This is a genomic window from Streptomyces sp. NPDC013455 (genome assembly GCF_040632975.1).
Classification (GTDB): domain Bacteria; phylum Actinomycetota; class Actinomycetes; order Streptomycetales; family Streptomycetaceae; genus Streptomyces.
Genome location: NZ_JBEYCX010000005.1, coordinates 215,856 through 241,650 on the forward strand (window position 1 = coordinate 215,856; position 25,795 = coordinate 241,650).

Annotated in this window: 21 protein-coding genes and 1 pseudogene; 10 read left to right on the forward strand and 12 right to left on the reverse strand. The window is 74.8% G+C overall.

Annotated elements, in window-relative coordinates; translation table 11 throughout:
- Positions 1-438: 438 nt before the first annotated feature.
- From ABZ576_RS11380 to ABZ576_RS11395, 4 genes are read right to left on the reverse strand one after another with little or no spacing between them, the layout of a single operon-like run.
- Positions 439-1,986: an ATP-binding cassette domain-containing protein gene (locus tag ABZ576_RS11380; protein ID WP_360738882.1), complete on the reverse strand. Its 1,548-nt coding sequence runs from the start codon at positions 1,984-1,986 to the stop codon at positions 439-441.
- A complete protein-coding gene (locus tag ABZ576_RS11385; RefSeq protein ID WP_360738884.1) occupies positions 1,983-2,810 on the reverse strand; it encodes an ABC transporter permease subunit in 828 nt (275 codons plus the stop codon). The genes ABZ576_RS11380 and ABZ576_RS11385 overlap by 4 nt, the downstream gene beginning before the upstream one ends.
- Positions 2,807-3,820 (reverse strand): ABC transporter permease, encoded by a 1,014-nt coding sequence (locus tag ABZ576_RS11390; RefSeq protein ID WP_360738886.1) that lies wholly within the window; start codon positions 3,818-3,820, stop codon positions 2,807-2,809. The genes ABZ576_RS11385 and ABZ576_RS11390 overlap by 4 nt, the downstream gene beginning before the upstream one ends.
- A complete protein-coding gene (locus tag ABZ576_RS11395) occupies positions 3,805-5,358 on the reverse strand; it encodes an ABC transporter substrate-binding protein (RefSeq protein WP_360738888.1) in 1,554 nt (517 codons plus the stop codon). The genes ABZ576_RS11390 and ABZ576_RS11395 overlap by 16 nt, the downstream gene beginning before the upstream one ends.
- Positions 5,359-5,656: 298 nt before the next feature.
- Here ABZ576_RS11395 and ABZ576_RS11400 point away from each other — a divergent pair, with 298 nt between their 5' ends.
- From ABZ576_RS11400 to ABZ576_RS11420, 5 genes are read left to right on the forward strand one after another with little or no spacing between them, the layout of a single operon-like run.
- Positions 5,657-6,685 (forward strand): TauD/TfdA family dioxygenase, encoded by a 1,029-nt coding sequence (locus tag ABZ576_RS11400; RefSeq protein WP_360738890.1) that lies wholly within the window; start codon positions 5,657-5,659, stop codon positions 6,683-6,685.
- Positions 6,686-6,723: 38 nt separating this feature from the next.
- The gene (locus tag ABZ576_RS11405) at positions 6,724-7,725 is read left to right on the forward strand and encodes an ornithine cyclodeaminase family protein (protein WP_360739150.1); all 1,002 of its coding nucleotides are present in this window, start codon (positions 6,724-6,726) and stop codon (positions 7,723-7,725) included.
- Entirely contained in the window at positions 7,716-9,077 is a 1,362-nt protein-coding gene (locus ABZ576_RS11410) for an alanine racemase (RefSeq protein WP_360738893.1), read from the forward strand. Before ABZ576_RS11405 ends, ABZ576_RS11410 begins: the two co-directional genes overlap by 10 nt.
- A 27-nt stretch (positions 9,078-9,104) precedes the next feature.
- Entirely contained in the window at positions 9,105-10,133 is a 1,029-nt protein-coding gene (locus tag ABZ576_RS11415) for a cysteine synthase family protein (RefSeq protein WP_360738895.1), read from the forward strand.
- Positions 10,134-10,138: 5 nt separating this feature from the next.
- Positions 10,139-11,542: an MATE family efflux transporter gene (locus tag ABZ576_RS11420; RefSeq protein ID WP_360738897.1), complete on the forward strand. Its 1,404-nt coding sequence runs from the start codon at positions 10,139-10,141 to the stop codon at positions 11,540-11,542.
- Positions 11,543-11,599: 57 nt separating this feature from the next.
- Here the strand turns inward: ABZ576_RS11420 and ABZ576_RS11425 are convergent, their stop codons facing one another.
- Entirely contained in the window at positions 11,600-12,475 is an 876-nt protein-coding gene (locus tag ABZ576_RS11425; protein ID WP_360738900.1) for a PhzF family phenazine biosynthesis isomerase, read from the reverse strand.
- Positions 12,476-12,763: 288 nt separating this feature from the next.
- On the opposite strand from ABZ576_RS11425, the gene ABZ576_RS11430 reads away from it, so the two are divergent.
- Positions 12,764-13,831: a PP2C family protein-serine/threonine phosphatase gene (locus tag ABZ576_RS11430; protein WP_360738902.1), complete on the forward strand. Its 1,068-nt coding sequence runs from the start codon at positions 12,764-12,766 to the stop codon at positions 13,829-13,831.
- Positions 13,832-13,874: 43 nt separating this feature from the next.
- On the opposite strand, the gene ABZ576_RS11435 is transcribed toward ABZ576_RS11430, so the two are convergent.
- The 3 genes from ABZ576_RS11435 to ABZ576_RS11445 form a co-directional block, all read right to left on the reverse strand.
- The gene (locus ABZ576_RS11435; protein WP_360738905.1) at positions 13,875-15,566 is read right to left on the reverse strand and encodes a RecQ family ATP-dependent DNA helicase; all 1,692 of its coding nucleotides are present in this window, start codon (positions 15,564-15,566) and stop codon (positions 13,875-13,877) included.
- 126 nt (positions 15,567-15,692) lie between these two features.
- A complete protein-coding gene (locus ABZ576_RS11440) occupies positions 15,693-16,649 on the reverse strand; it encodes a Rieske (2Fe-2S) protein (protein WP_360738907.1) in 957 nt (318 codons plus the stop codon).
- 87 nt (positions 16,650-16,736) lie between these two features.
- Positions 16,737-18,020: an MFS transporter gene (locus ABZ576_RS11445; protein WP_360738909.1), complete on the reverse strand. Its 1,284-nt coding sequence runs from the start codon at positions 18,018-18,020 to the stop codon at positions 16,737-16,739.
- A 130-nt stretch (positions 18,021-18,150) separates the two neighbouring features.
- On the opposite strand from ABZ576_RS11445, the gene ABZ576_RS11450 reads away from it, so the two are divergent.
- Positions 18,151-19,113 carry a LysR family transcriptional regulator gene (locus tag ABZ576_RS11450; RefSeq protein WP_360738910.1) on the forward strand — a complete coding sequence of 321 codons (963 nt, stop codon included), beginning with the start codon at positions 18,151-18,153 and terminating at the stop codon, positions 19,111-19,113.
- Between the two features lie 34 nt (positions 19,114-19,147).
- Here ABZ576_RS11450 and ABZ576_RS11455 read toward each other — a convergent pair whose 3' ends face one another.
- Together ABZ576_RS11455 and ABZ576_RS11460 are read right to left on the reverse strand one after the other, a co-directional pair.
- Positions 19,148-19,672, reverse strand: coding sequence for a phosphatase PAP2 family protein (locus ABZ576_RS11455; protein ID WP_360738913.1), 525 nt, complete (start codon positions 19,670-19,672; stop codon positions 19,148-19,150).
- Positions 19,673-19,814: 142 nt separating this feature from the next.
- Positions 19,815-21,725: pseudogene (locus ABZ576_RS11460) on the reverse strand (DUF2254 domain-containing protein).
- Positions 21,726-21,736: 11 nt separating this feature from the next.
- Here ABZ576_RS11460 and ABZ576_RS11465 point away from each other — a divergent pair.
- The gene (locus tag ABZ576_RS11465) at positions 21,737-21,973 is read left to right on the forward strand and encodes a hypothetical protein (RefSeq protein WP_360738915.1); all 237 of its coding nucleotides are present in this window, start codon (positions 21,737-21,739) and stop codon (positions 21,971-21,973) included.
- Positions 21,974-21,983: 10 nt separating this feature from the next.
- Entirely contained in the window at positions 21,984-23,207 is a 1,224-nt protein-coding gene (locus ABZ576_RS11470) for a cation:proton antiporter (RefSeq protein ID WP_360738918.1), read from the forward strand.
- Between the two features lie 121 nt (positions 23,208-23,328).
- Here the strand turns inward: ABZ576_RS11470 and ABZ576_RS11475 are convergent, their stop codons facing one another.
- A complete protein-coding gene (locus ABZ576_RS11475; protein WP_360738921.1) occupies positions 23,329-23,811 on the reverse strand; it encodes an FxLYD domain-containing protein in 483 nt (160 codons plus the stop codon).
- 265 nt (positions 23,812-24,076) lie between these two features.
- Between ABZ576_RS11475 and ABZ576_RS11480 the strand changes: the two genes are divergently transcribed.
- Entirely contained in the window at positions 24,077-24,520 is a 444-nt protein-coding gene (locus ABZ576_RS11480; protein WP_360738924.1) for a hypothetical protein, read from the forward strand.
- A 110-nt stretch (positions 24,521-24,630) separates the two neighbouring features.
- On the opposite strand, the gene ABZ576_RS11485 is transcribed toward ABZ576_RS11480, so the two are convergent.
- Positions 24,631-25,401, reverse strand: coding sequence for a class I SAM-dependent methyltransferase (locus ABZ576_RS11485; protein ID WP_360738926.1), 771 nt, complete (start codon positions 25,399-25,401; stop codon positions 24,631-24,633).
- Between the last annotated feature and the right edge of the window lie 394 nt (positions 25,402-25,795).

The following is a 25,795-nucleotide window of genomic DNA, read 5'->3' on the forward strand; positions in this document are numbered from 1 at the left end:
GCTCCGGCACCGGTGGTGCTCCGGCACCGGTGGTGCTCCGGCACCGGTGGTGCTCCCGCACCGGTGGTGCTCCCGCACCGGTGGTGCTCCCGCACCGGTGGTGCTCCGGCACCGGTGGTGCCCGCGCGGACGTCCTCACCGCCCCGGGGCCGGGCCGGGTGGTTACTCCGGCCCGGCCCGGCTCCGCCGCGCCCCCGTAAGGCTCCTGGGGACGGCGGGCGCCCGCGCTCGGTCCGCGAGGCCGCCCCGGCGGTCAGCCGCCGAGCGGGGACGTCCTGGCGAGTGCGGCGGTCACACCGGTGGTGCCCGCGCGGACGTCCTCACCGCCCCGGGGCCGGGCCGGGTGGTTACTCCGGCCCGGCCCGGCCCCGCCGCGCCCCCGTAAGGCTCGGGGGGACGGCGGGCGCCCGCGCTCGGTCCGCGAGGCCGCCCCGGCGGTCAGCCGCCGAGCGGGGACGCCATGGCGAGTGCGGCGGTCACGGGGTGGGCCGGTGAGGTGAACAGCCGCCCGGTGGGGCCCGACTCGACGACGTGCCCCCCGGAGAGCACGACCAGGGTGTCGGTGTGGTCGGCGACCAGGCGCAGGTCGTGACTGACCAGGACGAGTGACAGGTCGCGCCGGGCGCGCAGCCCGGCCAGCAGCTCCATCACGGCGACGGTGGTGTCCGGGTCGAGCGCCGAGGTCACCTCGTCGCAGATCAGTACGTCGGGATCGGCCGCCAGTGCGCGGGCTATGGCGACGCGTTGGCGCTGCCCGCCGGACAGTTCGTGCGGGTAGCGGTCGCTGAAGGCGGCGGGCAGACCGACCTGGTCGAGGAGTTCCAGGACGCGCCCGCGGGCCTCGCCCCGTCCGGCCCGGCGGTGCAGCAGCAGCGGGCGTCGCAAGGTGGCCCCGACGGTCCGGGCGGGGTTGAGCGTGCCGAGAGGGTCCTGGGGGACGAGCTGGAGGCGGCGGCGCTGGTCGCGGTCGCGGCCGCGTGCGGCGGGGGCGAGGCGGGAGCCGCCCAGAGTGACGGTGCCGGCGGTCGGCCGGTGCAGGCCGACGAGGGTGCGCAACAGGGTCGTCTTGCCGGAGCCGGAGGCGCCGACGACACCGAGGCTGCTTCCGGCGGCGAGGGTGAGGGCGACGCCGTGCAGCACGGGGACACGGCGGCCGCGGTGGATGTGGGCGGCGTGCAGCCCCGACGCGGTGAGCCTGGGCGGGCCGTCGCCCGGGGCGGGCGCGGGCGGGGCGGGCGCGGGCGGGACGGGCGCGGTGCGCGCGGCGGGCCGAAGACGCGCGCGGGTCAGGTCGACGACGTCGTCGGCGAGCCGGGTGACCAGGTCGGGGTCGTGGCAGGACAGGCCGATCGCGATGCGGTGGCTCTCCGCGAGGTGGCGCAGGAGATCGGCGATCTCGTCGCGCAGCGCCGGGTCGAGTCCGGCGGTGGGTTCGTCCAGGAGCAGGACGGCCGGGCGGCGGGCCAGGGCGCGGGCGAGCCCCACCCGCCGCTGCTGGCCACCCGACAGCGCGCCGATCCTGCGCTCCGCCAGCCCGCCGTCGACGGGCAGCCGCACCTCGGCGAGCAGCGCCCCGATCGCTTCCCGGGTGCGGTCGACGGCGACCTCGGCGAGCAGGCGCCGTACCCGCATGCGCGGGTTGAGCCCGGAACCGGGATCCTGGCCGACGTATGCGAGACGGTTCCTGCGCAGGGCGCGCAGTTCGGCCGGGGGGAGGCCGAGCGGGTCCTGTCCGAGGACCGTGACGGTGCCGCCCGTACGCCGGGCCCCCGGGGGCAGCGCGCCCGCCACGGCCCGCAGCAGCGTCGTCTTGCCGCAGCCGGACGGTCCGGTCACCACCGTGACCCGGCCGGGGCACAGCGCGAGCCCGGCGCCCTCCAGCAGGAGCCGGCCGTCCGGGCCGGCCACGGTCAGGCCGGAGACCTCGACGGCGTGCTCTTCCTCCGCCGGCGGGGCCTCGGGATACCGGTCGGGCATGTGGTTCACAGCGCGGGTACCGCCTTCCGGCCGGTCGTGGGGACGAGGGCGGCGGCCGCCAGGTTGACGCTCATGGCGAGCAGACCGATGCCGATCCCGGGCGCGAGCACCGCCCAGGGGTTGAGCAGGATGCCGGCCGAGTTCTCGCGGATCATCAACGCCCAGTCGGCGGCGGGCGGTTGCGGTCCGACCTGGAGGAACCCGGCGGTGGCGACGAGGTACACGGCGGCGACGAACCGCAGTCCGAACAGGGCGAGGAGCGTCGCCCGCAGGTTCGGCAGCACCTCCCGTGCGACGAGGTGCCAAAGCCGTTCGCCGCCGACGGCCGCCGCCTCGACGTACCCGGAAGCGGCCACGGGCGCGGCCGCGCCCGCGACCAGCCGTACCGCGTACGGCACCCCGAGGACGACCGACGCGGCGACCACGGCGAGCCGTCCGCCGTCCGGCCAGGACAGGGTGACCAGCAGGATGCCGAGCACGGCGGGCAGCAGCATCAGGACGTCGGCGGAGCGTTCGACGAACCGTCCGACGGCCGGGCGCAGCGCGCCGACCGCGCCGAGCAGGGCGGCGGAGCCGGTGACGAGGGCGGCCACGAGCAGGGACGTGACGACCAGTTCACGCCCGCCGGCGAGGACGCGGCTGAGCACGTCACGGCCCAACTGGTCACCGCCGAACGGCGCGTCGCCACCCGGCTCCGCGTACGGTGCGGTGACCGGGGTGTCGATGGCATGCGGGGCGAGCCAGGGGCCGGCCAGGGCGAGTGCGGTGAGCACCAGCGCGGGCAGGACGCGGAGCACGGTCCCGCGCCGGGGCCGCGGGGCGGCGGCGGTCATGAACGGCCTCCCGAGGCCCAGGCGCGTACCAGGTCGGCGAGCAGCAGGACACCGCTGACGACGGCCCCGGTGACGGCGACGACTCCGGCGATGAGGGGACTGTCCCGGTCGGTCACCGCTCCGGTGAGGACCGAACCGGCACCGGGGTAGTTGAAGACGGTTTCGACCACGACCGCGCCGCCCAGCAGCATGCCCGTCGAGGTGGCGAGGCCGGCGGCGATGGTCGGCAGGGCGCCGGGCAGCAGGTGGTGGGTGAAGATCCGGTGCCTGGGCAGCCCGTCGAGCACGGCGGTCTCGATGTGCGGCGCCTTGGCCTCGTCGGCGAGCGCGGCCCGCACGATGCGGACGTTCCAGCCGATCTGCGGGATCGCCAGCGCGAGCACCGGCAGCACGAGCATCTTCCAGGAGGCGGGTGAGCCCTCCGCGTCGGTGAGGGTGACGGCGGGCAGCCAGTCGGTCCACAGGGCGAAGACCAGCACCAGCGCCACCGCGACGACGAACTCCGGCAGTGCGAGCACACCGGTGGCGGTCGCCGAGACCGTCCGGTCCACCGTCCCGCCGGGCCGGGCCGCCGCCCAGCAGCCGAGCGCGAGGGAGACGGCCAGGGTCAGCAGCAGCGCGAGCCCGCCGAGCAGCAGGGTGTTGGGGAAGGGGCCGGCCAGCAGGCCGGCGACGGACTCGCCGCGGGCGGAGGTGCCGAGATCGCCGGTGGGCAGGCCGGTCATCCACTCCCGGAAGCGTTCGAGCACCGGCCGGTCCAGCCCGAGCAGGCGCCGCCGCTCGGCGAGGTCGGCCGCGCTCTCCCCGCGTTCGGACGTGGCGGTGGCCGCGTCGCCCGGCAGCAGCTCCACGGCGGCGAAGACGAGTGCGAGCAGTACGGCGAGCAGCGCCACCCGGCGTGCGAGCACCCCGGCCACGCGCAGCAGGAGACGCGCCACCGCCGGGGCCGGCCGGGGCGCGTCGTCCCCGGCCGGTCCGGGGTGCGCCGCCTGGATCAGCGAGCCAGCCATGCCGTCTCGAGCTGGACGCGTCCGTAGCCGGGCAGGGTCGGCAGGCCGCGCACCGCCGCGGCGGCGAGATCGATGCCGTCGGCCATGCCCCACAGCAGGTAGCCGGACTCGTCGTGCTCGATCCGCTGGAGCTCGTGCAGCACCTCGGTGCGCTCCGCCGCGTCCTTGGTGGCCATCGCCTTCTTGTACGCGGCGTCGAAGGCGGCGTTCTTCCAGCCGGCCTCGTTCTGGCCGGAGTCGGACACCATGGTCTTGCTGGCGAAGAACACCACCGAGTCGTTGGTGCCCCAGTAGGTGGTGTACAGGTCGCCCTTGAGCCAGGTCTTCTCCCAGAAGGCGGCCGACTCCTGCTTGACGACCTCGACCTTCACCCCGGCCTCGCGGACCTGGGAGGCGAACAGGGTGGCCGCCTCGGCCAGGCCGGCGATGTCCTCGGTGGTCAGCAGCTTGTACGTCTTCGACAGGTCGAAGCCCGCCTCCTTCAGCAGCGACGCGGCCTTGGCCAGATCCCGCCCGCGCTGCGGGATGTCCTTGGCGTAGGCGGGGTCGCCGGTGCCGAGGATGTCGTTGGCGACCGTGCCGTAGCCGGAGAGCACCTGCTTGACCATGGCCTCGCGGTCCACGGCCAGCCGCAGGGCCTCCCGGACCCTGGCGTCGGCGAAGGGTCCGTCGGTGGTGCGCATGACGATCGGCATCGCCATGTCGTCGGACCGCCGCACGATCTGGATGTCGTCGCGCTTCTCGGCCGTGCGGGCCGCGACGGCACCGACGTTGGAGGCCACGTCGATCTGTCCGGCCAGCAGTGCGTTGGCCATCGCCTGGGGGCTCTCGAAGATCCTCACCTCGATGGCGTCGAGGAGGACCTCACCGCCGTACCACTCCGCGTTGCGCACCAGCCGGGCGTTGCCGGAGCGGAACCAGTCCAGCTTGAAGGGGCCCGTGCCCGGCGCCCTGCCGAGGTCCTCGTCCGCCGTGCCCTTCTTCAGCACGAACGTCGTCAGCCGCGTCAGCTGCGGCAGTTCGGCGTTGGCGTAGTCGGACACCAGGACTACGGTGCGGTCGTCCCCGGCCTCGATGTTCCCGGCCTTGATGCCGGGCAGCCGGGAGGCGCCCGAGGGGGTGCCGCGCAGCCGCTTGAGCGACCAGACGACGTCCTCGGCGGTGACGGGCGTCCCGTCGTGGAACGCCGCTCCCTCGGCGATCGTGAAGCGCCAGGTCTTCAGGTCGTCCGACGCCTTCCAGGAGGCCGCCAGCCGGGGCACGGTATTGGGCCCGGAGCCGGGGACGGTGAGGGTGTCGTGGACCAGCGAGATGATCAGGTAGTCGCTCTCGTTGGCCTGGGTGCCGTGCGGGTCACGGGTGATGGCGGAGGCGCGTCCCAGCGCCCCCACCCGGAGCGTGCCGCCGCGGCGAGGCTTCCCGCCGGCCTTCGCGGGCGACGTGGACGAGGTCTCGTCACCGCCGCCGCAGGCGGCCAGAAACGCGGCCGCGCCCATCCCGCCGCCGGCCCACAGCACTTGGCGTCTGTTCCAGTTCACGTACGACCTCGTTCCCGTGATGAGCAGGTTGCTTAGGGTTGCCTACCCTAAGTAGAGCCTGTGCGCAAGCTGTGCGGAGTGACCGCTCGCACTCCTGTCGGTGTGTCAAATAGGCGCACGGGCGCACGAGTTGGCGCCAGGGGGGCGCGCGGAGCGTCGGTGGGTGCGTGCACCTCGGTAAGGATTGCCTTACCTAATTAGCGGTGCTACGTTCGGCGCGCCGACACACAGCGAACCCACAGGAACGGGTTCGCGCCGTCCTCGCACCCCCACCGCACCCGAAACGGATGACTCCGCCATGCCCACCGGAGCCGCACCCCTTCGGCAGCTCGCCCCGTGCGCCGTCGACGAGCTGACCCGGACCGCTCGGAAGATCCTCGCCGACTCGGGAAGTCCGGCCGCCCGGCCCGGACTGCTCGGCCGGGTCGCCGCCTCCGCCACCCGGTTGGATGAAACGATCCGTCACCACTGCCGCCCGGTCGACACCGACGACGGTCTGTTCGTCCTGCGCGGCCTGCCGGTCGACGACGGCGGAATCGGCCCCACCCCGGCCGGCTGGGCCACGGCGGGTGACCGCGCGGCCGAGTGGGACGTGATCCTCCTCCTGCTCGCCACCGCCATGGGCCACCCGATCGCCTGGGAAGGCCAGCAGGAAGGCCGGTTCGTGCACAACATCGTGCCCTCCCGCGGCCACGAACAGGAGCAGACCGGCGCGAGCAGCAGCGTGCTGCTCAGCCCGCACACCGAGGACGCCTTCCACCCCGGCCGCGCCCACCTGCTGCTGCTCGCCTGCATGCGCAACCACGACGCCGTTCCCACCACCGCCGCCAGCATCCGCAAGGTCAGGCTCGCCGCGGACGACGTCGCACTGCTGTCCCGCCCGGTACTGCCGATCCTTCCCGACGACGCCTACACCGAGGCGCAGTCGTTCGCCGGGGAGCCCCCGAAGGTCCCCGTCCTGTGGCGGACCGCCGCTGGCCCCGCCCTGCGCTACGACCCCGCCTACACCCCGCTCGACGCGGCGCCCGCCGGCTACCGCGCCGCCTACGGCCGGCTCACCGCCGAACTGCAACGCGTGTCGGTCGCCGTCGCCCTGGAGCCCGGTGACGTCCTGGTCGTCGACAACGACGTGGTCGTCCACGGCCGGGTGCCGTTCCGGGCGCGCTACGACGGCACCGACCGCTGGCTCAAGCGCGCCTCGGTGCGTGTGCCGGGCCGCCGCAGCCGGCCGCCGGCCGAGGCCGGCGAACACGGCTACGGCCAGGCCGCGCTCGTGGCCCGCCTCCGACCACCCGCCCGCCACCCCCTACGAAGGGACGAGCCGTGACCGGCACCTCCGCACGCACCGACGACACCCCGGCCGGCATACCCGCCGGCCCACCCGCCGACGACCGGACCCTGCGCGTCCTCGGCACCGGCGACCTCGCGGGCCTCGAGATCTCCCTCGCCGACGTGGTCGACGTGGTCGAGCAGGCGTACCGCGCCCTGGCCGACGGCACGTCGGCCAATCCCCGCAAACTCACCGTCAAGCCCGAGGACGGCCACTCCGTCTCGTACGCCATGCTCGGCCGTGACGGCGTCCGCGAGGTCGTCGCCGTGAAGACGTCCTACAAGCACGGCCTGGACCGCTCCCGCGACGAGCAGCACTACTACACGACGCTGACGCTCTACGACGACGTCACCGGACTGCCGGTCGCGCTGATGGACTGCGGCCGCGTCGGCTCACTGCGCACCCCGGCCGTCTCGGCCCTGCTCGCGCGCGAGCTGGCGGCACCCGGCAGCCGCAGCGCGCTGGTCATCGGCACCGGCACCCAGGGCCGGCTGGCCCTGCCCTTCCTCCTCACCACCCTCCCGGACCTCGACCGCCTCATGGTTTACGGCACCCACCCCGACGGTATCGCCGCGGTCCGCGAGCGGCTCCGCCACCACTTCCCGGACCGGGAACCCGAGGTCGTCGAGGACGCCCGGGCCGCCGCGGCCGACGCCGATGTGGTGGTGGCCACCGCGGGCCGGCACACGCCCGCCGCGGTCGAGGCGGCCGACCTGAAGCCGGGCGCGCTCTCCGTCCTCGTCGGCCACGGCATCGCGCCCTCGACCCTGCACGAGGCCGACCGCGTGATCGCCACCAGCGAGGCGCAGATGAAGGTCACCGGCACCGACATGGCCGGCGCCGACGGCGGCTTCCCGCCCGTGGACGCGGAGTTCCCCCAGGTGCTGGCCGGACGGGCCGAGGGCCGGCGCTCGGCCGGCGAACGCGTCTTCGCCTACAACAGCGGCCTCGTCGTCACCGACATCGCCCTCGGGCACCGCTTCGCGCAACTGGCCGTCGCACAGGGCCTGGGAACACGGGTGCCACTGTGGCAGTGACCGCCACCTCCGCCGGCGCTCCGCCGCTGCCCGCCCATCCGGACCCGGAACTCGACGCGATCCTGGGCAGCGGGCTGCCGCACGAGCTGTCGTACGGGCTCGGCGGCCCGTACCACCTGCTGCTGCCCGACCGCTTCGACGCCAACGCGGCCTCCTTCACCGCGGTGCTGCGCGACACGGGTGTCGAAGGCCGCGTGTACTACGCGAAGAAGGCCAACAAGGCCGCCGTCTGGATGGACCGCTGCGCGCTGTCCGCAACGGGCGTCGACGTGGCCAGCAGCGGTGAGCTGCGGGACGCGCTCGGCCACGGGGTGCGCGGCGAGCACATCGTGGTCACCGGACCCGCCAAGGCCGACGCACTGCTCCGCGTCGCCGTTCTCCAGGGCTGCCTGATCGCCGTCGACGCCCTCGACGAACTGGAGCGCCTCCTGGCGCAGGCCCGTGCCGTCGCCCGCCCGGCGCGCGTGCTGCTGCGGCGGCTGCCCCCGGCACAGCCGCACAGCCGGTTCGGCCTCGCGGACGGCGCGTGGGAAGCGGCCCTGGCCCGGTGCGCCGCGGCCGGCGAGACCGTGGTCGTGATGGAGGGCTTCTCCTTCCACCTCGCCGGCTACGCCACCGAGCCGCGCGCACGACTCGCGTGCGAACTGGTCGAGGCGTGCCTCACGGCACGGGGCACGGGACTGCGGGCCGACCGGATCAGCATCGGCGGCGGCTTCGCCGTCGACTACACCGACGCCGGGCACTGGGCGCGCTACCTCGGCGGCCAGCGGCCCGGCCAGTACCACGCGGGCAAGTCCTTCGAGGCGGCGGACTTCTACCCGTACCACTCACCCGTGGCGGGCGCCGACGCCCTGCGCGCCGTACTCACCACCCACGACCTCGCCGACCGGCTGCGCACGGCCGGGGTGGCGCTCCTGCTGGAGCCGGGCCGCGCACTGCTCGCCCGGGCCGGGTGCACGGTGTTCCGGGTGCAGGGGGTGAAGGACCGCGGCGACTACGGCATCGTCACCGTCGACGGCACCAGCCTGAGCCTGTCCGAGCAGTGGTTCGACAGCGAGTACCTGCCGGATCCGGTACTGCTGCCCGCGACCGTCCGTCCGGCGGGGGAGGGGCCGTACGCCGCGGCCGTCGGCGGCGCCAGCTGCCTGGAATCCGACATGGTCACCTGGCGCAAGGTGGTGCTGCCCGCCCGCCCGCACCCCGGTGACCTGCTCGTCTACCCCAACACCGCCGGATACCAGATGGACTCCAACGAGTCCCCCTTCCACGAGCTGCCGCTGCCCCCGAAGGTCGTCCTCGACACCGGTGGCGGCCGTACCCGCTGGCGGCTCGACCGCCACCCCCTCGCCTGACTCCCCTCCCTCGCTTGGAGCCGCCCGATGGACAAGGCGCAGCAGCGTCCCACCGTGGTCAGCCGGGTCTCCGACCTCATCGGCCACACCCCCCTGTTCGAACTGTGCCGCACCGGGAACGGCAGCCGACTGCTGCTGAAACTCGAACAGTTCAACCCGACCGGTACCGCGAAGATCCGCATGGCCCGCCAGATGATCCTCGACGCCGAGGAACGGGGCGCGCTGCGCCCGGGCGGCCGGATCATCGAGTCCACCTCCGGCAACACCGGGCTCGGCCTCGCCGTCATCGCCGCCGAACGCGGTTACACCTTCACCGCGGTCGTCGACCACCACGCCGCCGCGGACAAACTGCGCGGCATGAAGGCGCTCGGCGCCGAACTCCTCTACGTCGCCGCGGACGGCGACGAGGAGCTGGCGACGGCCGCCCGCGAGGAGTTCGCCGAGCAACTGGCCAAGGAGGACCCCGGCGCCTGCTTCACCGAACAGCACAACAACCCGGCCAACGCGGTCGGCTACCACCCGGTGGCGCACGAGCTGCACACCGCCCTCGGCGGCCGGATCGACATCCTCATCGGGGCGGTCGGCACCGGCGGCGGGCTGTGCGGCACCGGGCGGGAACTGCGCCGCATCGTGCCCGGCGTGCGGATCGTGGGCGTCGAACCGAAGGGGTCCATCGCCTTCGGCGGTCCGGCCCACGACTACTACCAGTCCGGCACCGGCACCCCCGAGGGCGCCAGCATCGGCCTGCTGGTCGACTTCGACCTGATCGACGAGGGCCTGAAGGTCGGCGACGTCGAGGCGTTCGCCACCGCGCGGGTCGTCGCCCGCCGCACCGGGCTGCTCATCGGCGGCTCGGCCGGCGGTGTGGTGTACGAGGCGCTGACCCGGCTGGCGTCCTGGCCGCCGGGCACGACCGTGGTCGCGCTCGTCAACGACGGGGGCGAGAAGTACCTGGACACCGTCTTCGACGACGACTGGATGAGCGCCCGCGACCTCCTCGACCCGGCCGCCGATCGCGAGATCGACGAGCTGCTGACCAAACTCCGCGAGAACTGACACCCATGCGGACACCGCTCACCACCTTGCTCCGCGACAGCCGCGCCCTGGCGACGCTGGCCGTCCCGCTCGCCCTGACCCAGCTCGCCCAGGTCGCCCTCACCACCACCGACACGGTGATGATGGGCCTGATGGGCGCCGAGGCGCTGGCCGGCGGCGGCCTGGCGATGGTCGTCTTCAACCAGCTGCGCACCATGGGCGTCGGCCTGGTCACCGCCGTCGGCAACCAGGTCTCCGCCGCATCGGCCCGCGCCGACGAGGCCGAGGAGCTCACCGCGGCGGCGCGTCAGGAGGTACGGGACGTGGTGCGCGCCGCGCTGGCGCTGGCCACCCTGGCCGGCGTCGCCGGCGCCCTCGTCATGCTGGCGATCGGCCGGGCCGTGGCGCACCTCGGGCAGGACGCCGAGGTCGTGGACGCCGCCTGGCCGGTACTGCTCGCCCTCGCGCCGGGCCTGGTCCCCTGCCTGTGGTTCCAGGCGGTACGCCAGTTCACCGTCGGGATGCGCCGCCCCCAGGCCCTGCTGCGCATCACGCTCGCCTCCGTCGCCGTCAACGCGGGCCTCGACTGGGCGTTCATCCACGGCTCCTGGGGCATACCCGAGCTGGGTCTGCCCGGCATCGGCATCTCCACCTCGCTCGTCCACCTGCTGAGCTGTTCCGCCCTGTACGCCTCCGCCCGCCGCGACCCCCGGCTCGCCCCCCTGCTCGACATCCGGATCTGGAAGGCCCGCCCGGCCACCCTGCGCCGGCTGACCGGACTGGGCGTGCCCATCGCCGCCACCTACGGCTCCGAAGCGGGCTTCTTCTCCGTCGTCGCCCTGCTCATCGGCACCTTCGGCAGTGCGGCGCTGGCCGCGCACACGGCCGTCAACCAACTGATCTACATCGTCTTCCAGATCGCGGTCGGGCTGTCCCACGCCGCCTCCCTCAACGTCAGCCGCGAGCTCGCCCTGGACCGCATCGACGCCGCGCGACGCATCGGGAACACGGCACTGGCCTGCGCGGCGGCCGTGATGGCCGTCGTCGGCGTCGTCTACCTGACCGTCCCCGGCCCGGTCCTGCGCCCGTTCCTGGACCCGTCGGCCGCAGGTGGCCGCAGCGCCACGGACATCGCCACCGACCTGCTCCTGGTCGCCGCCGTCCTCCAGTTCTTCGACTGCGCGCAGAACATCGGCGTCGGCCTCCTGCGGGGCCTGGACGACACCGGGAGCGGCTTCCGCATCACCCTGGTCGGCTACTGGCTGATCGGCCTGCCGGCCGCCTGGCTCTTCGGGCACCTGGCCGGCCTGGACACGGTGGGCGTCTGGCTCGGCCTTCTGACCGGCCTCGCCGCCACCGCCCTGCTCCTGCTGCGCCGCTACCGGCAGGCCCTGTCCGTGCGAGCGGCCGGCCAGCCGGCCGCGGCCTGAGACGCAGGGCGCCGCGCGGTGATGTCCGTGCCCCGCACCGCGCCCCGCCTGGCCGGGTCAGCGGATGCGGGTTCCCGTGCCGCTGACCCGGACCCGCCGGTCACCCGCGCGCAGCGTCACCGTGAGCTCGCCGGGGCGGCCCAGGTCCGCGCCCTGGTGCAGGGTGAGGACGGCGTCCGCGGGCACCAGGCCCAGTTCCCGGGCGTACGCTCCGAAGGCGGCCGCCGCGGCCCCGGTGGCCGGGTCCTCGACGACGCCGCCGACCGGGAACGGGTCACGGACGTGGAAGACGGTGGCCGACTCCCGCCACACCAGCTGGACCGTGGTCAGATCCAGCCGGTGCATCAGGGCTTCGAGGCGCGCGAAGTCGTAGGAGAGATCGGCGAGGCGCTCCCGTGTCGCCGCCGCGAGGACCAGGTGGCGGGCGCCGGCGAACGCCGTACGGGGCGGGAAGTCCGGGTCGAGATCGGCGGCCGGCCAGCCGAGCGCGGCGAGCGCCTCCGTGACATCGGCGTCGGCGGTCTCCTCGACGTACGGCTCGACACTGGTGAGTGTGGCCCGGAACGTCCCGCCCTCCTCGGTCACCTCCACCGGCACGGTGCCGGCGCGCGTTGCGAAGACGAACTCCCCGGGGCCTGTCCGTTCGGCGAGCGCCACGGCGGTCGCGACGGTGGCGTGCCCGCAGAACGGCACCTCGGCCTTGGGACTGAAGTAACGGATGCCGTACGCCCTGCCCTCCCGGCCGCCGAGACCCTCCGGGGGCGCGGTCAGGAAGGCGGACTCGGAGTATCCGAGGTCGTGGGCGATGGCCAGCATGTCACTGTCGTCCAGGGCGGAGGCGTCCAGCACGATACCGGCCGGGTTCCCGCCGTCGGGGGTGCTGGAGAAGGCGGTGTAGCGCAGCACCTCGGGCCGCGGCGTCTTCGTTGTCATGCTTGCAGCAACCCGGGTCGGACCGGCGGCTATTCCTGGACGCGAGGGAAAGAGGTGGCGGGGGCGAGGGAAAGAGGCGGCGGGGGCTGCGGGCCGGTCCCGCCGGGCCGGTCCCGCGCCCCCGTGCCGTCCGGGCGGAGCAGCGGCGCGCCTGGCCGGAAGCCGCCCGCGCTCTTGAACGAAGCATGCGCGGTATGTGCCGATATGCTGTGTTTCATGCTCTGGACTGGGTGGATGCGCATCCGTCATCCTCTCCGCCGACAGTGGAGCCCCGCTCTGCTCTCACCGGTGATCTTGACCGTGGTCGTCACGGGCCTGGCGTTCTCCACTCCACGAAAGATCGCTTTCAGCCGCCTCCTGACTGCCGCCCCCGCCCTCGCGGCCGCCATCTGGCCCGTGCTGCCCACCGTCCTGCTGGGGGTGGTCTGCGTCCTGATCATGGTCGCGCTGAGCCTGGTCTATCCGGACCTGGGCACCTGGTTCACGGTGGGAGCCATCGCCGCCGTCACCGTCGCCGCCGCGTACGCCTGCCGTGTCCGGATCCGGCGGGAACAGGAGTTCGTGCAGCTCCGCCTCGTTGCCGACGCGGCGCAGAAGGTGCTCCTGCGCCCGCTGCCGCGCAGCGTCGGCTCCCTGGAGCTGGCGTCCCTGTATCTCGCGGCCGCCGCGCAGGCCCGCATCGGCGGGGACTTCTACGAGGCCGTCACCACGCCCTACGGGGTGCGGTTGATCATCGGGGATGTGCGGGGCAAGGGCCTGCCCGCGGTGGGTTCGGCCGCGGCCGTGGTCAACTGCTTCCGCGAGGCCGCGTACGACGAGCCCAGTCTGGAGGGCATCGTCCGCCGCCTGGACGTCAGCAGCACCCGGCACAGCTGCACGTTCCCCACCGGGGACCTGCTGGAGCAGTTCACCACCGTGGTCCTCGCCGAGTTCCCCGACCACGGCAGTCACATCAAGCTCATCAACTGCGGGCATCCGCCCCCACTGCTGCTGCGTCAGGGCGAGCTCCAGGTCCTGGACCCCACCGAGGCCTCGCCCATCCTCAACCTGGCGACACTGATCGACACCCCCTACGTCACCGACACCATCGCCTGCGCCCCCGGTGACCAGCTGCTCTTCTACACCGACGGCGTCATCGAGAGCCGGGACCACCGAGGCGAGTTCTTCCCCCTCCAGGACTGGATGCGCCGGCAGCCTCCCACCGAGCCCGGCGCGCTGCTCGACAGGCTGCACCGGGATCTCCTCCTCCACAGCGGCGGTGGACTCGACGACGACATCGCGGCCCTCGCCGTACGCCTCCGTCCCCCGGCGCGCGACCACGGCGCCTCCGGCACCGCCCCGGCCTCCGGCGCGTGAACCGACCCGGTCCGGCCCCGGTCCACGTCAAGAGCGATCCGGTTCAGGCCCCCGTCAACAGGTCGTGGTCCCGGACGGATGCCAGGGACAACGTCTTGTAGCCCACCTCTTCGAACAGCACGACGATGCGGTCCTCCTCCGTGTGCATCACCGTGCCCGCGCCCCACTCCGCGTGGCGGACCTTGTCGTTCGGCTCGAACGGCGCGTCGTGACCGGGCGGGGGAGCGGCCTGCCGGTGCCCGGTCCCGGGGCGGTGGTCGTGGTCCCGGTCGCACACGTCGCACCGCCCGCACGGTTCGTCGAGCTGGTCGCCGAAGTAGCCGAGCAGGTACTGGCGCCGGCAGGAGGGGGTCTCCGCGTAGCCCCGCATCATCTCGATCCGCGACCGGTCCGTGCGGCGCCGCCGCTCGAACACCTCGGACGCCCCGGCGGCGGCCTTCTCCGGTGTGTGACCGGGGGCCACCCGCACCGCGCGGCGCCCGCCCTCGGCGGTCACCGCCCCGGCCTCTTCGAGCAGGTTCAGCAGGTCGGTGGCCTTCTGGCGGGACAGACCGCACGTGCGCGCGACCCACGCGCGGCTCTGCGGGACGTCCGCACCCAGCAGCGTGGTCATGATCCTGTGCAGTGCGTCGGTGTCCAGCGACCGCGAGGTGAGGAACTTCTGCAGCCCGAGATCCTCGGGGCGGTAGAACAGCATGGCCCGGGCCGGCTCGCCGTCCCGGCCGGCGCGGCCGATCTCCTGGTAGTAGGAGTCCAGCGACTCGGGAACGGACGCGTGGGCGACGAACCGTACGTCGGGTTTGTCGATGCCCATCCCGAACGCCGAGGTGGCCACGACCACGGACGGTGACCCGGCCATGAAGCCGTCCTGGATCCGGCGCCGGTCGGCTGCCTTGATCCCCGCGTGGTACGCCGCGGCGTCCACCCCGTCCTGCCGCAGCCGCGCCGCGTACGCCTCGGCGTCCTTGCGGGTGGCCGTGTAGAGGATGCCCGGGGCGCGTGCCCCCGTCGTCCAGCGTGCGACCGTCTCGCGTTTGGCGGCGTCGTCGGTGCAGATGCGCACCGTGAGGTGGATGTTGGGCCGGTCGGTCCCGGTGCTCACGACACGGGCGTCGCGCATGCGCAGGTGTTCGAGGATGTCGTCCCGTACGGGCGCCGCGGCCGTCGCCGTCAGGGCGAGGACCGGTGGACGGCCCAGCCGTTCGGCGGCCTCGCCGAGGTTCAGGTAGTCCGGGCGGAAGTCGTGCCCCCAGGCGGAGACGCAGTGGGCCTCGTCAACCACGAACAGCGAGGGGTTCAGCTCGCGCAGCCGCCGCAGCACGGTGTCCTTGGCCAGCTGCTCCGGGGACAGGAACAGGTACTCGGCCTCCCCCTCCCGGACCGCCCGCCAGCCCCTGTCGGTCGCCGACTCCGGCTGCGCCGAGTTCACGGCCACGGCGTCCGGCGCGGCGCTCCGTCTCAGTCCGGCGACCTGGTCGCGCTGCAGGGCGATCAGCGGTGACACCACGACGGCGGGGCCGCCGAGCAGGACGGTCGGCACCTGGTAGATCGCCGACTTGCCGGAACCGGTGGGCATGACGACGAGCACGTCCCGCCCCTCCAGCAGGGCACCCATCGCCTCCGTCTGCTCGGGCGTCAGATCGCTCCATCCGAAACGTTCCCGGGCGACGCGGCCGAGCTCGGCGGCCCGGTCCCGCGGGTCCCGGTCCGCGGCCGCTGCGTCCGGCCGGCTCACGGTTCCCGGCTCCCGGCTCCAGGCAGGCCCGGCGGAACCGGCACGACCAGCGGGCCCGGCAGGCCGGGCGGTGCCGTCAGCCTCGTGGTCCGCGCGCGCGTTCCCGACCGGCGGGGGGCGCGGTCGTCAGCCGTCGTGTCCACGGGCCGCCTCCTCGGCCCCGCCCGCTTCCCCGCCGCTCTCCGGCGCCCGCCCGGGAGCCTCCTTGCGCAGGCGCACCTCCACCTGTCCGTCGGTGACGCGCGTGTCGAAGGCGGGCTGGGGGGCGGTGGCGGGACCGCGTACGTTCCAGCCGTCGGAGAGCCGGAAGACGCTGCCGTGCCAGGGGCACCGCACACATCCGTCGGCGAGGGTGCCCTCGGAGAGCGGTCCCGCGAGATGGCTGCACCGGTCGGCCAGCGCGTACAGCGTCCCGTCGGACTCGCGGACCACCAGCACCGGCACGTCGTCCACCGTGCGCCGTACCGCCCGGCCGGCGGGGAACTCCGCCACGGCGCCGATCCGGTGCCAGCCTTCCGTGACGACGTGCGGGACCTCTTCGGCGTGGTTGGCGCCGGACGCCTGCCGGTAGGCCAGGTGGCCGCCCAGCAGGCCGCCGGTCCCGGCCGCCGTCAGCCCGAGGAAGCCGAGCGCACGGCCCGCACCCGCGGCGCCCCTGGCCCGGCAGGCGAGCGAGGCGGCGTACAGGGCGACGGCCGCCGTGTTGGCCAGCGCGTGCACCAGGCCGACGCGCTGCTGCGGACGGTGCAGTTCCGCCCAGTCGACGGCACCCGCCAGGGCCGCCGGGACGGCCGCCGCCGTGCCGACGCCGATCAGCAGGCCGGCCTCGCGGGACCGGCCGGGGCGCAGGTCGAGCACCGCGGCGGACAGCCAGCTGCCGATCGGCACCTGCACCATCAGCGGGTGCACCGGGTGGCCCAGCCACCTGCCGTGCAGCAGGTCCCGGCCGCGCCGCAGCGGCAGGGCCCGCACGCCCCGGCCGACCGCGTCGATCAGTGAGTCCGCTGTGGTCTGTCGTTCCAGGCCGTCCAGGATCCGCAGCACCCGGTTCGGCCCCGTCCGGCGGGATGGCTTCGTGCTCATGGGCCGCCGGGTCCCCCGCCTGCGAGGGCGGCAAACGGGCCCCGGCCCGGCAGGGGCCCCTGCCGGGCCGCCGGCCGCGGCCGCCGGTCAGGCGCGGCTCGGTGCGGGCTCCGGTTCGGCCGGCGTCGCCGCCGCGCGGCGGGGGAGCAGCAGCGGGGTCGCCAGCAGGAGTACGCCGGCCAGGCCGATGGCCGTGCGCGGGCCGAGCAGACCGCCCAGGACGCCCCAGACGGCCGTCAGCAGCGCGGTCGAGGCCTTGGTCGTCACCGCCCACGCGGACAGCGTGCGGGTGACCCGGTCGGTCGCGGTGCGTTCCAGGCGGTAGGTGGCGTGGACGGGATTGAAGACCCCGCAGCAGAAGACCAGGCCGAGCTCGACGCCCGTCACCAGCAGCAGCCCCGCGCTGCCCGGCCCCAGGAAGGCCAGGCCGACGGGCCACAGCGCGCGCAGGGCCCCGGCCGCGACCAGGACCCGGTGCTGCCCGAACCGGGTGACCAGCGGCCGGGCCAGCCGTGACCCGAGCAGCCCGCCGATCGAGGGCGCGGCGAAGGCGAGGCCGTACTGCCACGGTGCGAACCCGAGCGGGCCGAGCATCAGGACGGCGAGCAACGGCTGGACGGCCATCACCAGGCCGTTGAACAAGGCGGTGTTGAGCAACAGCGGACGCAGTGCCGCGTCGGCGAGGATGTACCGCCAGCCGTCGGGCAGGTCCCGGGCCCGCGTGCGCGCGGCCGGCCCGCGCCCCGGCCGTGGCTCCCGCCCGCCCGCGGCCGGCCCGCCACCGGGCCGTGGCTCCCGCCCGCCCGTCGCGCGGATGCCCAGGGCCGAGAGCAGATAGCTGACCGCGTCCGCCAGCACCGTCGCCACCGGACCGAGGAACCCGATCGCCGCGCCGCCCAGCGGCGGGCCGACGATCGTGGTCGTCCAGGCCGTGGACTCGAACCGGGCGTTGGCGACCAGCAGGTCCTCGGCGGGCAGCAGGGTCTTCAGGTACGCGCCGGAGGCGGCGCGGAAGGTGATGTCGGCCGCCGCCACGACGACCGAGACCAGCAGGAGCTGGACGAAGGTGAGGACGCCGAGCGCGAACGCGCCGGGAACCGTCAGCAGTGCCCCGCACCGCACCAGGTCCATCGCGATCAGCACCGGCCGCTTGCGCCGGAACTCCACCCACGGACCCAGTGGCACCGCCACGGCCGCGCCCGCCGCGGACCCCACGGCGGAGAGGGCGGCGACCTCGGCGGGTCCGGCGTGCAGCACCTGGACGGCGATCAGCGGGAACGCGCCGAAGGCGAGCCACGTGCCGAGCGCGCTGGTCCCGTACGCCGCCCACAGCCACCCGAACCGGCGTCCCAGCCGGTGCCCGCCCCTCATACGCCAGCCCCTCACCCGCACAACCGCCCAGCGACCGCGAGTATCAAAGCGAGCGCGACGCCGGCAGATCAAACAACCGCGGCCCCGTCGGACACAACCAGCGGTTGTACCAGGTCGTAGGGTGATCGCCATGGACCTCGACACCGTCCGGACCTTCATCGCCGCCGCCGACGCGGGCCGGTTCCAGGAGGCCGCCGCCGAACTGGCGGTCACCCAGCAGGCCGTCTCCAAGCGCATCGCCGCGCTGGAGCGCACCCTCGGGGTGCGGCTGTTCACCCGCACCCCGCGCGGCGCCGAGCTCACCATCGACGGGCAGGCGTTCCTGCCCCACGCGCGCGAGCTGCTGCGCGTCGCCGAGCGCGCGGCCGCCTCCGTACGCCCCGGCCGCCGTCCGCTGCGCGTCGACGTGATCGCCTCGCGTGGCGCGGCGTCGGGGCTGATGCAGGGCTTCCACCGCGCGCACCCCGGGATCGAGCTCGACGTGGTGATGCTGCTCGACATCGAGGCGGCCGTCACGGCCGTCCGGTCCGGTGCGATCGACGCGTCCTTCCGCGCCGTCGCCGCGCCCGGCCGGCCCTTGCCCGACGACATCGAGTCCGTCCGGGTGCTCGACGAACCGCTCCAGCTCCTCGTCGGATCCGCCCATGCGCTGGCGGGCGCCGAGTCGGTGACCGTGGCCGAGCTCGCCGGTCACCGGATCTGGATGCCCGGCATCGTCCCCGGCTCCGAGTGGGCCGCCTTCTACGACGACCTCGTCGCCGAGTTCGGACTCACCATCGAGGCGACCGGGCCGAACTTCGGCTCCGACGCCCTCCTCGACACCGTCGCGGGCACCCCGGACCTGGCCACCTTCCTGGGCGAGCACACCATCCCCCGGCTGCCGCCGGGAGGCACCCCCGCCGTCTCGCCCGCCGGCCACGGGCTGCGCCGCATCCCGGTGACCGACCCGACGCCCGTCTACCCGCACTCCCTCCTGTGGCACCGCGACAACCCCCACCCGGCACTGGCCACCCTCCGCGCCCACCTGGCCGCCACGGCGGCCGGCCACGGCACCGCCGGGACCTGGGTCCCGGGCTGGGCGACCCCGCGCTGAACGCCGCCGTCCGGCGGACGGCCGGGGCGGGTGCTCAGAACAGGCGGCGCAGGAGCAGGGACGGCGCACGCCGGGTCAGCCAGGCGCTCGCCAGGCCGATCACGGCACCGGAGGCGACGTCACTGGGGTAGTGGGCGCCCGACTGCACGCGCTCCAGGGCGACCATCGCGGCCGGTACCGCGCACACCGCACTCGCGACGGGCCACACAGGAGCGACGGCGGCGGTGAAGGCGACCGCACCCGCGGTGTGCCCGGAGGGGAACGAGGAGGAGTCGGGCCGGTCGTGCACCTCGTCGTGGGGGATCCACTCCTTGGGCGGCCGCGGCCGGTCCGAGAGCTGCTTGCACACCCCGCACGCGACGAGCTGGGCGAGCGCAAGCGCGGACAGGCCCGCGACCGCCGCCGTCCGCCCCCGCAGGCCCCCGGTCACGGCCATCACCACGGCGGCCCCCCACCACAGCTTGCTGCTCTCCGCCGCCTCCTCCACCGCCGACAACACCTTGCCGACGTCCTTCGGAACGCGGGAAGCCGCCTGCTGCGTGAGGACCCGATCGACCATGTGAAAATCGGCGCGCACTGTCATGCCTCGCTGGTATCCCCGTCACCCGCCCCCCATACCTGACCGGCCACCCCCGGACCTGCCACATCCTCACCGCACGCCGGTCACGGTCGCCCACGCCGGGTCCGGACCGGCCGGGCGCTCAGCCGTCCCCGGGGTCCACGGGGGGCGGCCCCCCGAGCCCCGAGGGGTCCGGGTGGTCCGCGAGGCGGATGAAGAACGGGTCCGGGACGGCACCTGCGGCCAGCCGCCGCAATGCCTCGCGGCGTTCGAGCAGCGGGGTCCCGCGCTCCTCGGGAACGGCGGCCAGGAGCCGGTCGAACAGGGCGTGCAGGCGCCGGGCCGTCTGGGGGTTCGCGGCGCCGTACAGGAGCGCCTCGTCGAGCGCGACGGAGACGAGGTCGGGCCAGCGCGGCCCGGGCGCGAAGACGCGGGGACGCCCGGCGGGGTCGAGCAGCCAGGCGGGGCCCAGCGGGCGGTTGGCCAGGCGGAGCAGCCCGTCCTCGATCTGGTCGAGTGCCTGGACCGCCGTGGTGGGGTCGTTCACGGCGGGGGACAGGGCTCGTACGGCGATGTCGGCGAGCAGCCGGAAGCCGTACCCGCAGTCCTGCTCCACGGTCCGGTTCGGGTCCTAGCGGATGCAGGCGGCGACGCGCCGGACGAGCCGGCGGTCCACGGACCGGTCGGCGTCGGACGCCACGTACGCCGCCACCGTGCCCGTTGCGACGACGTCGCCGATGGCGTGGAGCAGGACGACCCGCACGCCGTGCCGTGCCGCGAGCCGGGTGAGACGCGGCTCGTCGACCGCCTGGACGACGGCGGGCGCGCCGGGACGCCCGACGGGCACCGCCTCACCGGGACGGGCGGGATCCGGGGGAGGGGTGACCGGGGGCGGCGGGTCCACCGCGGTGGTCCGGTCGATGACGGCGCGCAGCCGGTGGCCGACGGCACGGGCCAGTCCGCCGCCCGTCACGGCGTGCCGGAGCGAGGCCAGCAGGGACAGCACCGTGAAAGCGTCGACCAGCACCAGGCCGATGGCGAGGGTCACGCTCGCCCGGGGCACGTGGTCGCCGCGCACGTGGCTGAGCGCCACCAGCGCGTACAGCGCGGTACCGACCAGCAGGCCGAACAGCACCAGGTACCGGCTGAAGTGGCCGAGGGCGGCCACCAGCCGGGGAGACATCGCCTGCACGGTCTGGACGACGAGGGTGATGGCCGTGACGACGAATCCGGCGAGGGTGATCATGCCGCCGGCGATCGCGGCGAGCGTCGCCTGAGCCGTGGACGCGTCGAAGTGCAGCCCGGGCCCCGCGAGACGCTGTTCCCACCGGGGCAGCGCCCAGCCGAGGAGGGCCCCGGCGGCCACGAGGCCCCAGGCGGTGCCGAGGTTGCGGGCGCGGCGGGCGCGCCGCGCGCCCGTGCCGGGACCGGGGAGCCGGGCGTGGACGGTCTGGGTCACGGGCGGCCTGGGGCGGCCGGGCCGGGCGTTCGCCGCACAGGGCTGGGACGGCCGGGCCCGGGCCCGCGTTCCGGCCGCGCTGCGGCCCGTGCGCTCATCGGTCTCCTCGTCCTCGTCCTCGTCCTCGTTCTCGTTCTCGTTCTCGTCCTCGGTCACGTCCTCGGTCACGTCCTCCGGCACCGGGTTCCTGCCTCTTCGAGCGTGGGGCGGCCGGGCCGGCGGGGCACGCCGTCCTGGGCCGCTCGTGTGACGCGCCCGGGCGGTGGGCGCGAGGGGGCTCCGGTCACCCGTACGGTGCGGATCCGCTCGTGCCGGTGCGTGCGCCGGGTGAGAGTGGCACGGGCATGGCCGTCGAGGTGCCGGCCGTCGGCCCGTCGTCAGCGAGGGAGACCCCGATGCCCCGGTACAGCGAAGCCAGGCCCGGACAGCCGGCCGGCGTGCGGGCCGACGAAGCCGCGCCGCGCCGCTTCCCTTCCGACGCCACCCGGGACCCGGCGGTGCCGGTGCCGGTGCGGTGGGAGCAGCGACCGGGTGCGCGGCGTCGGCCGGCAGCGGGGTCCCACGGCACGCGGCCCCCGGCGCCCTCCACGACACTCTCCCGGACGATGCCCGCGAAGTCGCGGCGCGCGTCCGGCACCGGCACCGGCCCGGCCGCGGGCGACCCGCACGCCGAGGTCACCCGCGCCGAGGACGGGCCGCGGGCCGTTCCGCCCGGCGGCCTGCCGCCGGCGGAGCCGGGTGCCCGGGACGAGGCCGAGGTGACCGGAGACACCGGGAAGCCGGCCGTACTCCGTGGCCACCTCGGCGCGCCCGATCCGGACTCCGCCGTCGTCTCCCCGTGACGAGCGGCTGATGTCCCATCCCGGCACCCTGGTCCTGATCATGGCGGCGGCCGTGCTCGCACCGCTGCTCGCGGAGGGCGCGGCACGCCGGATCCGCATCCCCCTGGTGATCTTCGAGATCGCCCTGGGCATCGTCGTGGGCCCGGACGTACTCGGCTGGGCGCATCCCGACCCGGTCGTCGACACGCTGTCCGACCTCGGTCTCGCGATGCTCATCTTCCTCGCCGGGTACGAGATCGACTTTGCCGAGGTCCGGGGCGGCACCCTGCACCGCGCCCTGGGGGCCTGGCTGCTCTCCCTCGCCGCCGGCCTCGGTCTCGGCTTCGCCGTCGGCGGCGGGGAGACCTTCAAGGCGTTCGTCATCGGTACGGCCCTGACCAGTACGGCCCTGGGCACCGTGCTGCCGATCCTGCGGGACGCCGGCGACCTGCACGGTTCCTTCGGCACGGTGATGTCGGCGTTCGGCGCCGTCGGGGAGTTCGGCCCGGTCGTCGCGATCGCGCTGCTGCTGAGCGGCCGCAGGCCGGGCGAGTCGACGGCGTTGCTGGCCGCCTTCGCGGCGATCACCGCCGGGGCGGTGTTCTGGGCCCTGCGCCCGCGGCCACCCTGGTTCTCCCGGCTGATCGACACCACCCTGCACAGCAGCGGGCAGTTCGCCGTCCGCTTCGTCATGCTGCTGCTGGCCGGGATGCTGGGCCTCGCGTCGGTGTTCGGCCTCGACATCCTGCTCGGCGCCTTCGCCGCCGGTGTCCTCACCCGCCTGGTCCTGCACGGCGCCTCACCCGAGCACAGCGCGGAGGTCGTCGGCAGGGTGGAGGCGCTGGGCTTCGGGTTCCTGGTGCCCCTGTTCTACATCGTGACCGGCATCGAGTTCGACCTGCGCGCCCTGCTGCACGGCGGACGGGCCCTGTTGCTCCTCCCGGTCTTCCTGGTGCTGTTCCTCGTCGTACGCGGCGGGCCGGTGTACCTCCTGGCCCCGCGCGGCCTTCCCCGGCGCGACCGCACCGCGCTCATGCTCTTCGCCTCCACCTGTCTGCCCCTCGTCGTCGCCATCACGACCATCGGGGTGGACCAGAAGGTGCTCCGCACGAACGAGGCGGCGGCGCTGGTCGGCGCCGCGATGGTCTCGGTGCTCGTGCTGCCGCTGCTCGCGATGCGGCTACGGGCCGGCCGTGGCAGCCGCGGCGCCAGGGAGCGGGCACCTTCGTCCTCGGCCGAGTCCGAGGCGTGGTGACGGACCGCGGGCGACGGTTCCACCCACCTCGCGCAGGACCGCCGCACCCGCGCCGGGAGGTACCGTGCGGGGCCGACCCGGCCCACTCCTTTCGGCCCGGCGGCCCGGCGGCCCGGCGCCGTCAGTACCGTACGGCCGTGCCGACCTCGGTCTTCACCGTCCCGGAGAGCTTGCGCGTGCTGCGGGCCGTGCCGGTACCGGACTCGCCGGCCGCCACGTCGGGGACGGTCACCACGACCACGTCCATCAGGTTGCCTCCGTCGTCGAGGAAGTCGACCTGGACGGCGAAGGACTTCTTCGCGTCCGTGGTGTTACGGGCGGTCACGGTGACGGTGCTGCGTCCGCCGCCGTCCGTGGCCGGGTTGCCGAGTTTCACGTCCGGCTTGGCGTCGACGCCACCCTTGACGGAGTCGAGCTTGCGGCGGGCCTCCGCGGTCGCCGAAGCCAGGGACTCGGCCGCCCGGGAGCCCACCGACTCGGCGGCGGAGGCCGCCTTGCTGGCGGCGTCCGACGGGCTGTCCCCGTCCGAGCACCCGCTCGCCCCGACGGCGAGCAGTGCCGCCAGCACGGTCGCCGTCGTTCCTCGTCTCACGTGTCCGGTCACGCCGCGGCCTCCCTGTACTGCCTCGATCGGTCAGTTACGAGTGAAGGGCCGCCGCCCGGCATCCGCATGCCCAGGGCCGGACGCGCGAGGGTCCGACCACCGTGAACGGCCTGGCGGCAGGGCCGGGGAGCGGCCCGCGGCGCCCCTCGCCTCCATCACCCGTTCGGCCCAACGTCTGTGGCCGGCCGGCGCGGCGGCGGCGAGGGTCGAATGAGCCGGACGGACGTCCCGACACCGTCCCCCCGTACGAGAACGGAGCGCCACCATGACCGCGCAGCCCCACTCGACCCCACCCTCGGGCGGCTACGGCAGCGTCCCGCCCGGGAACCGCCCCTTGGCCACCGGCGGCGTCACCTTCGCCGGTGTGCTGTTGCTGCTGAACGGGCTCCTGGCCATCTTCCAGGGCATCTCCGCGATCGCCACGGACGACGTCTACGCGGCCATCGACGACTACGTGTACGCGATCAACCTCACCGGCTGGGGCTGGATCCTGCTGATCCTCGGCGTCGTCGCCGCCCTGACCGGCGGGGGGATCCTCTCCGGCGCCTCCTGGGCCCGCGCGGTCGGCATCGTGCTCGCCTCGCTGAGCCTGCTGGCCCAGTTCCTGTTCCTGCCGTACGCGCCCGTGTGGTCGGTGATCGCGATGGCCATCGACGTGTTCGTCATCTGGGCCCTCGCCACCTCCTGGCCGGAGGCGGCGAGGCGCTGACGCGCCGCTGTCCACCCGCCTCGGCCGCCCGCCTCGGCCGCCCGCCTCGGCCGCCCGGCTCCATCGCCGCCGCGCAGGGGCTCCCCCGGTCCGCGCGCCGTCGTGCCCGCCTACGACGCCGGCCGCTCCAGGCGCAGCACATGCTGGTCGTGGCGGAACGCGTACGAGCCGTCGCCGTCGCCGAAGTGCCGCCGCACATACCGCTCGACCGCCTCGCGGGGCGGGGGAGGAGTGCCGGCGACGCCGAGGTGGAAGTCGGCGACCGTGACGGTCTCCGCGAGATCCCGGCCCCGGTAGAGGGCGGGCACGACGTCCAGCTCCGTGCGGCCGACCAGTCCGGGTGAGAGGGCGGCCAGTTCACCGACGAGTTCCCGCACGTCGAAGCGGCAGCCGGTGAAGTGACGCACCATGCTCATGCAGGCGTTGTCGGGATCCTGCAGGAGGACGAGCAGAACACCGCCCGGCGCCACCCACTCCATGATGCGTGCCGTCGTCGCGGCCCACTCCGGGCGGGGAACGTAGTACAGCACGTGGGACAGCAGCGCCAGATCGGCCTGCGCGTCCACGCGGGCCTCGCCGACCGGTTCGGCCACCACCTCGGCCCCCGGGCAGGCCCGCACCAGCGCGCGCCGCATCGGCTCGCTCGGCTCGATGCACACGGTGCGTTCGAAGTGCGGCGCGAGACACCGCGTCGTCGTGCCGTCGGCGGCACCGACGTCGAGGAACACGCGCCGGGCGGACAGCCCGTGCACCACGCCGCGCAGATACGCGTGGGTGGTGGGTTTCTCGTCCGTGCCCCTGAGGAACAGGTCGAAAGCCTCCCGGTAGGCGTCGCCGTCCGTTCCCGTGACACCCGCCTGCGCAGCCTCCCGCAGCCCCACTTGGCCCACTCCTTCCGCGAGGTGGCACGCCCGCCCGGCCCGCCACCGGTCTACGCCTTCGACGCCACGGTGGCAGGGCGGCACCCCGGGCCCGGTGAGTGGCGCGCCGTCGCCGGCCGCCGGGGCGGGGCGCACCGAAGCGGACCCGGACGGCGCGGCGTACGCCCCCGCTCCAGGTGGCCGGCCTGCGGTCCGGCGTACGCCCCACTGCGAGGGCCCCGCCCAGGGCACGGCGCACGCCCCGCTCCAGGGACGCCACCCGGTGCACGGCGCACGCCCCGCTCCAGGGAGCCCACCCGGTGCACGGCGCACGCCCCGCTCCAGGGAGCCCACCCGGTGCACGGCGCACGCCCCGCTCCGCAGTGCCCGGCCGCCCGCGCGCGGCGCGGCGGCC

Coding starts and splice junctions, on each gene's coding strand:
- ABZ576_RS11415 (WP_360738895.1), top strand. CDS start 9,105: ATGGACAAGGCGCAGCAGCGTCCCACCGTGGTCAGCCGGGTCTCCGAC.
- ABZ576_RS11390 (WP_360738886.1), bottom strand. CDS start 3,820: ATGGCTGGCTCGCTGATCCAGGCGGCGCACCCCGGACCGGCCGGGGAC.
- ABZ576_RS11455 (WP_360738913.1), bottom strand. CDS start 19,672: ATGGTCGATCGGGTCCTCACGCAGCAGGCGGCTTCCCGCGTTCCGAAG.
- ABZ576_RS11450 (WP_360738910.1), top strand. CDS start 18,151: ATGGACCTCGACACCGTCCGGACCTTCATCGCCGCCGCCGACGCGGGC.
- ABZ576_RS11420 (WP_360738897.1), top strand. CDS start 10,139: ATGCGGACACCGCTCACCACCTTGCTCCGCGACAGCCGCGCCCTGGCG.
- ABZ576_RS11470 (WP_360738918.1), top strand. CDS start 21,984: ATGTCCCATCCCGGCACCCTGGTCCTGATCATGGCGGCGGCCGTGCTC.
- ABZ576_RS11440 (WP_360738907.1), bottom strand. CDS start 16,649: ATGAGCACGAAGCCATCCCGCCGGACGGGGCCGAACCGGGTGCTGCGG.
- ABZ576_RS11465 (WP_360738915.1), top strand. CDS start 21,737: ATGCCCGCGAAGTCGCGGCGCGCGTCCGGCACCGGCACCGGCCCGGCC.
- ABZ576_RS11400 (WP_360738890.1), top strand. CDS start 5,657: ATGCCCACCGGAGCCGCACCCCTTCGGCAGCTCGCCCCGTGCGCCGTC.
- ABZ576_RS11480 (WP_360738924.1), top strand. CDS start 24,077: ATGACCGCGCAGCCCCACTCGACCCCACCCTCGGGCGGCTACGGCAGC.
- ABZ576_RS11445 (WP_360738909.1), bottom strand. CDS start 18,020: ATGAGGGGCGGGCACCGGCTGGGACGCCGGTTCGGGTGGCTGTGGGCG.
- ABZ576_RS11425 (WP_360738900.1), bottom strand. CDS start 12,475: ATGACAACGAAGACGCCGCGGCCCGAGGTGCTGCGCTACACCGCCTTC.
- ABZ576_RS11385 (WP_360738884.1), bottom strand. CDS start 2,810: ATGACCGCCGCCGCCCCGCGGCCCCGGCGCGGGACCGTGCTCCGCGTC.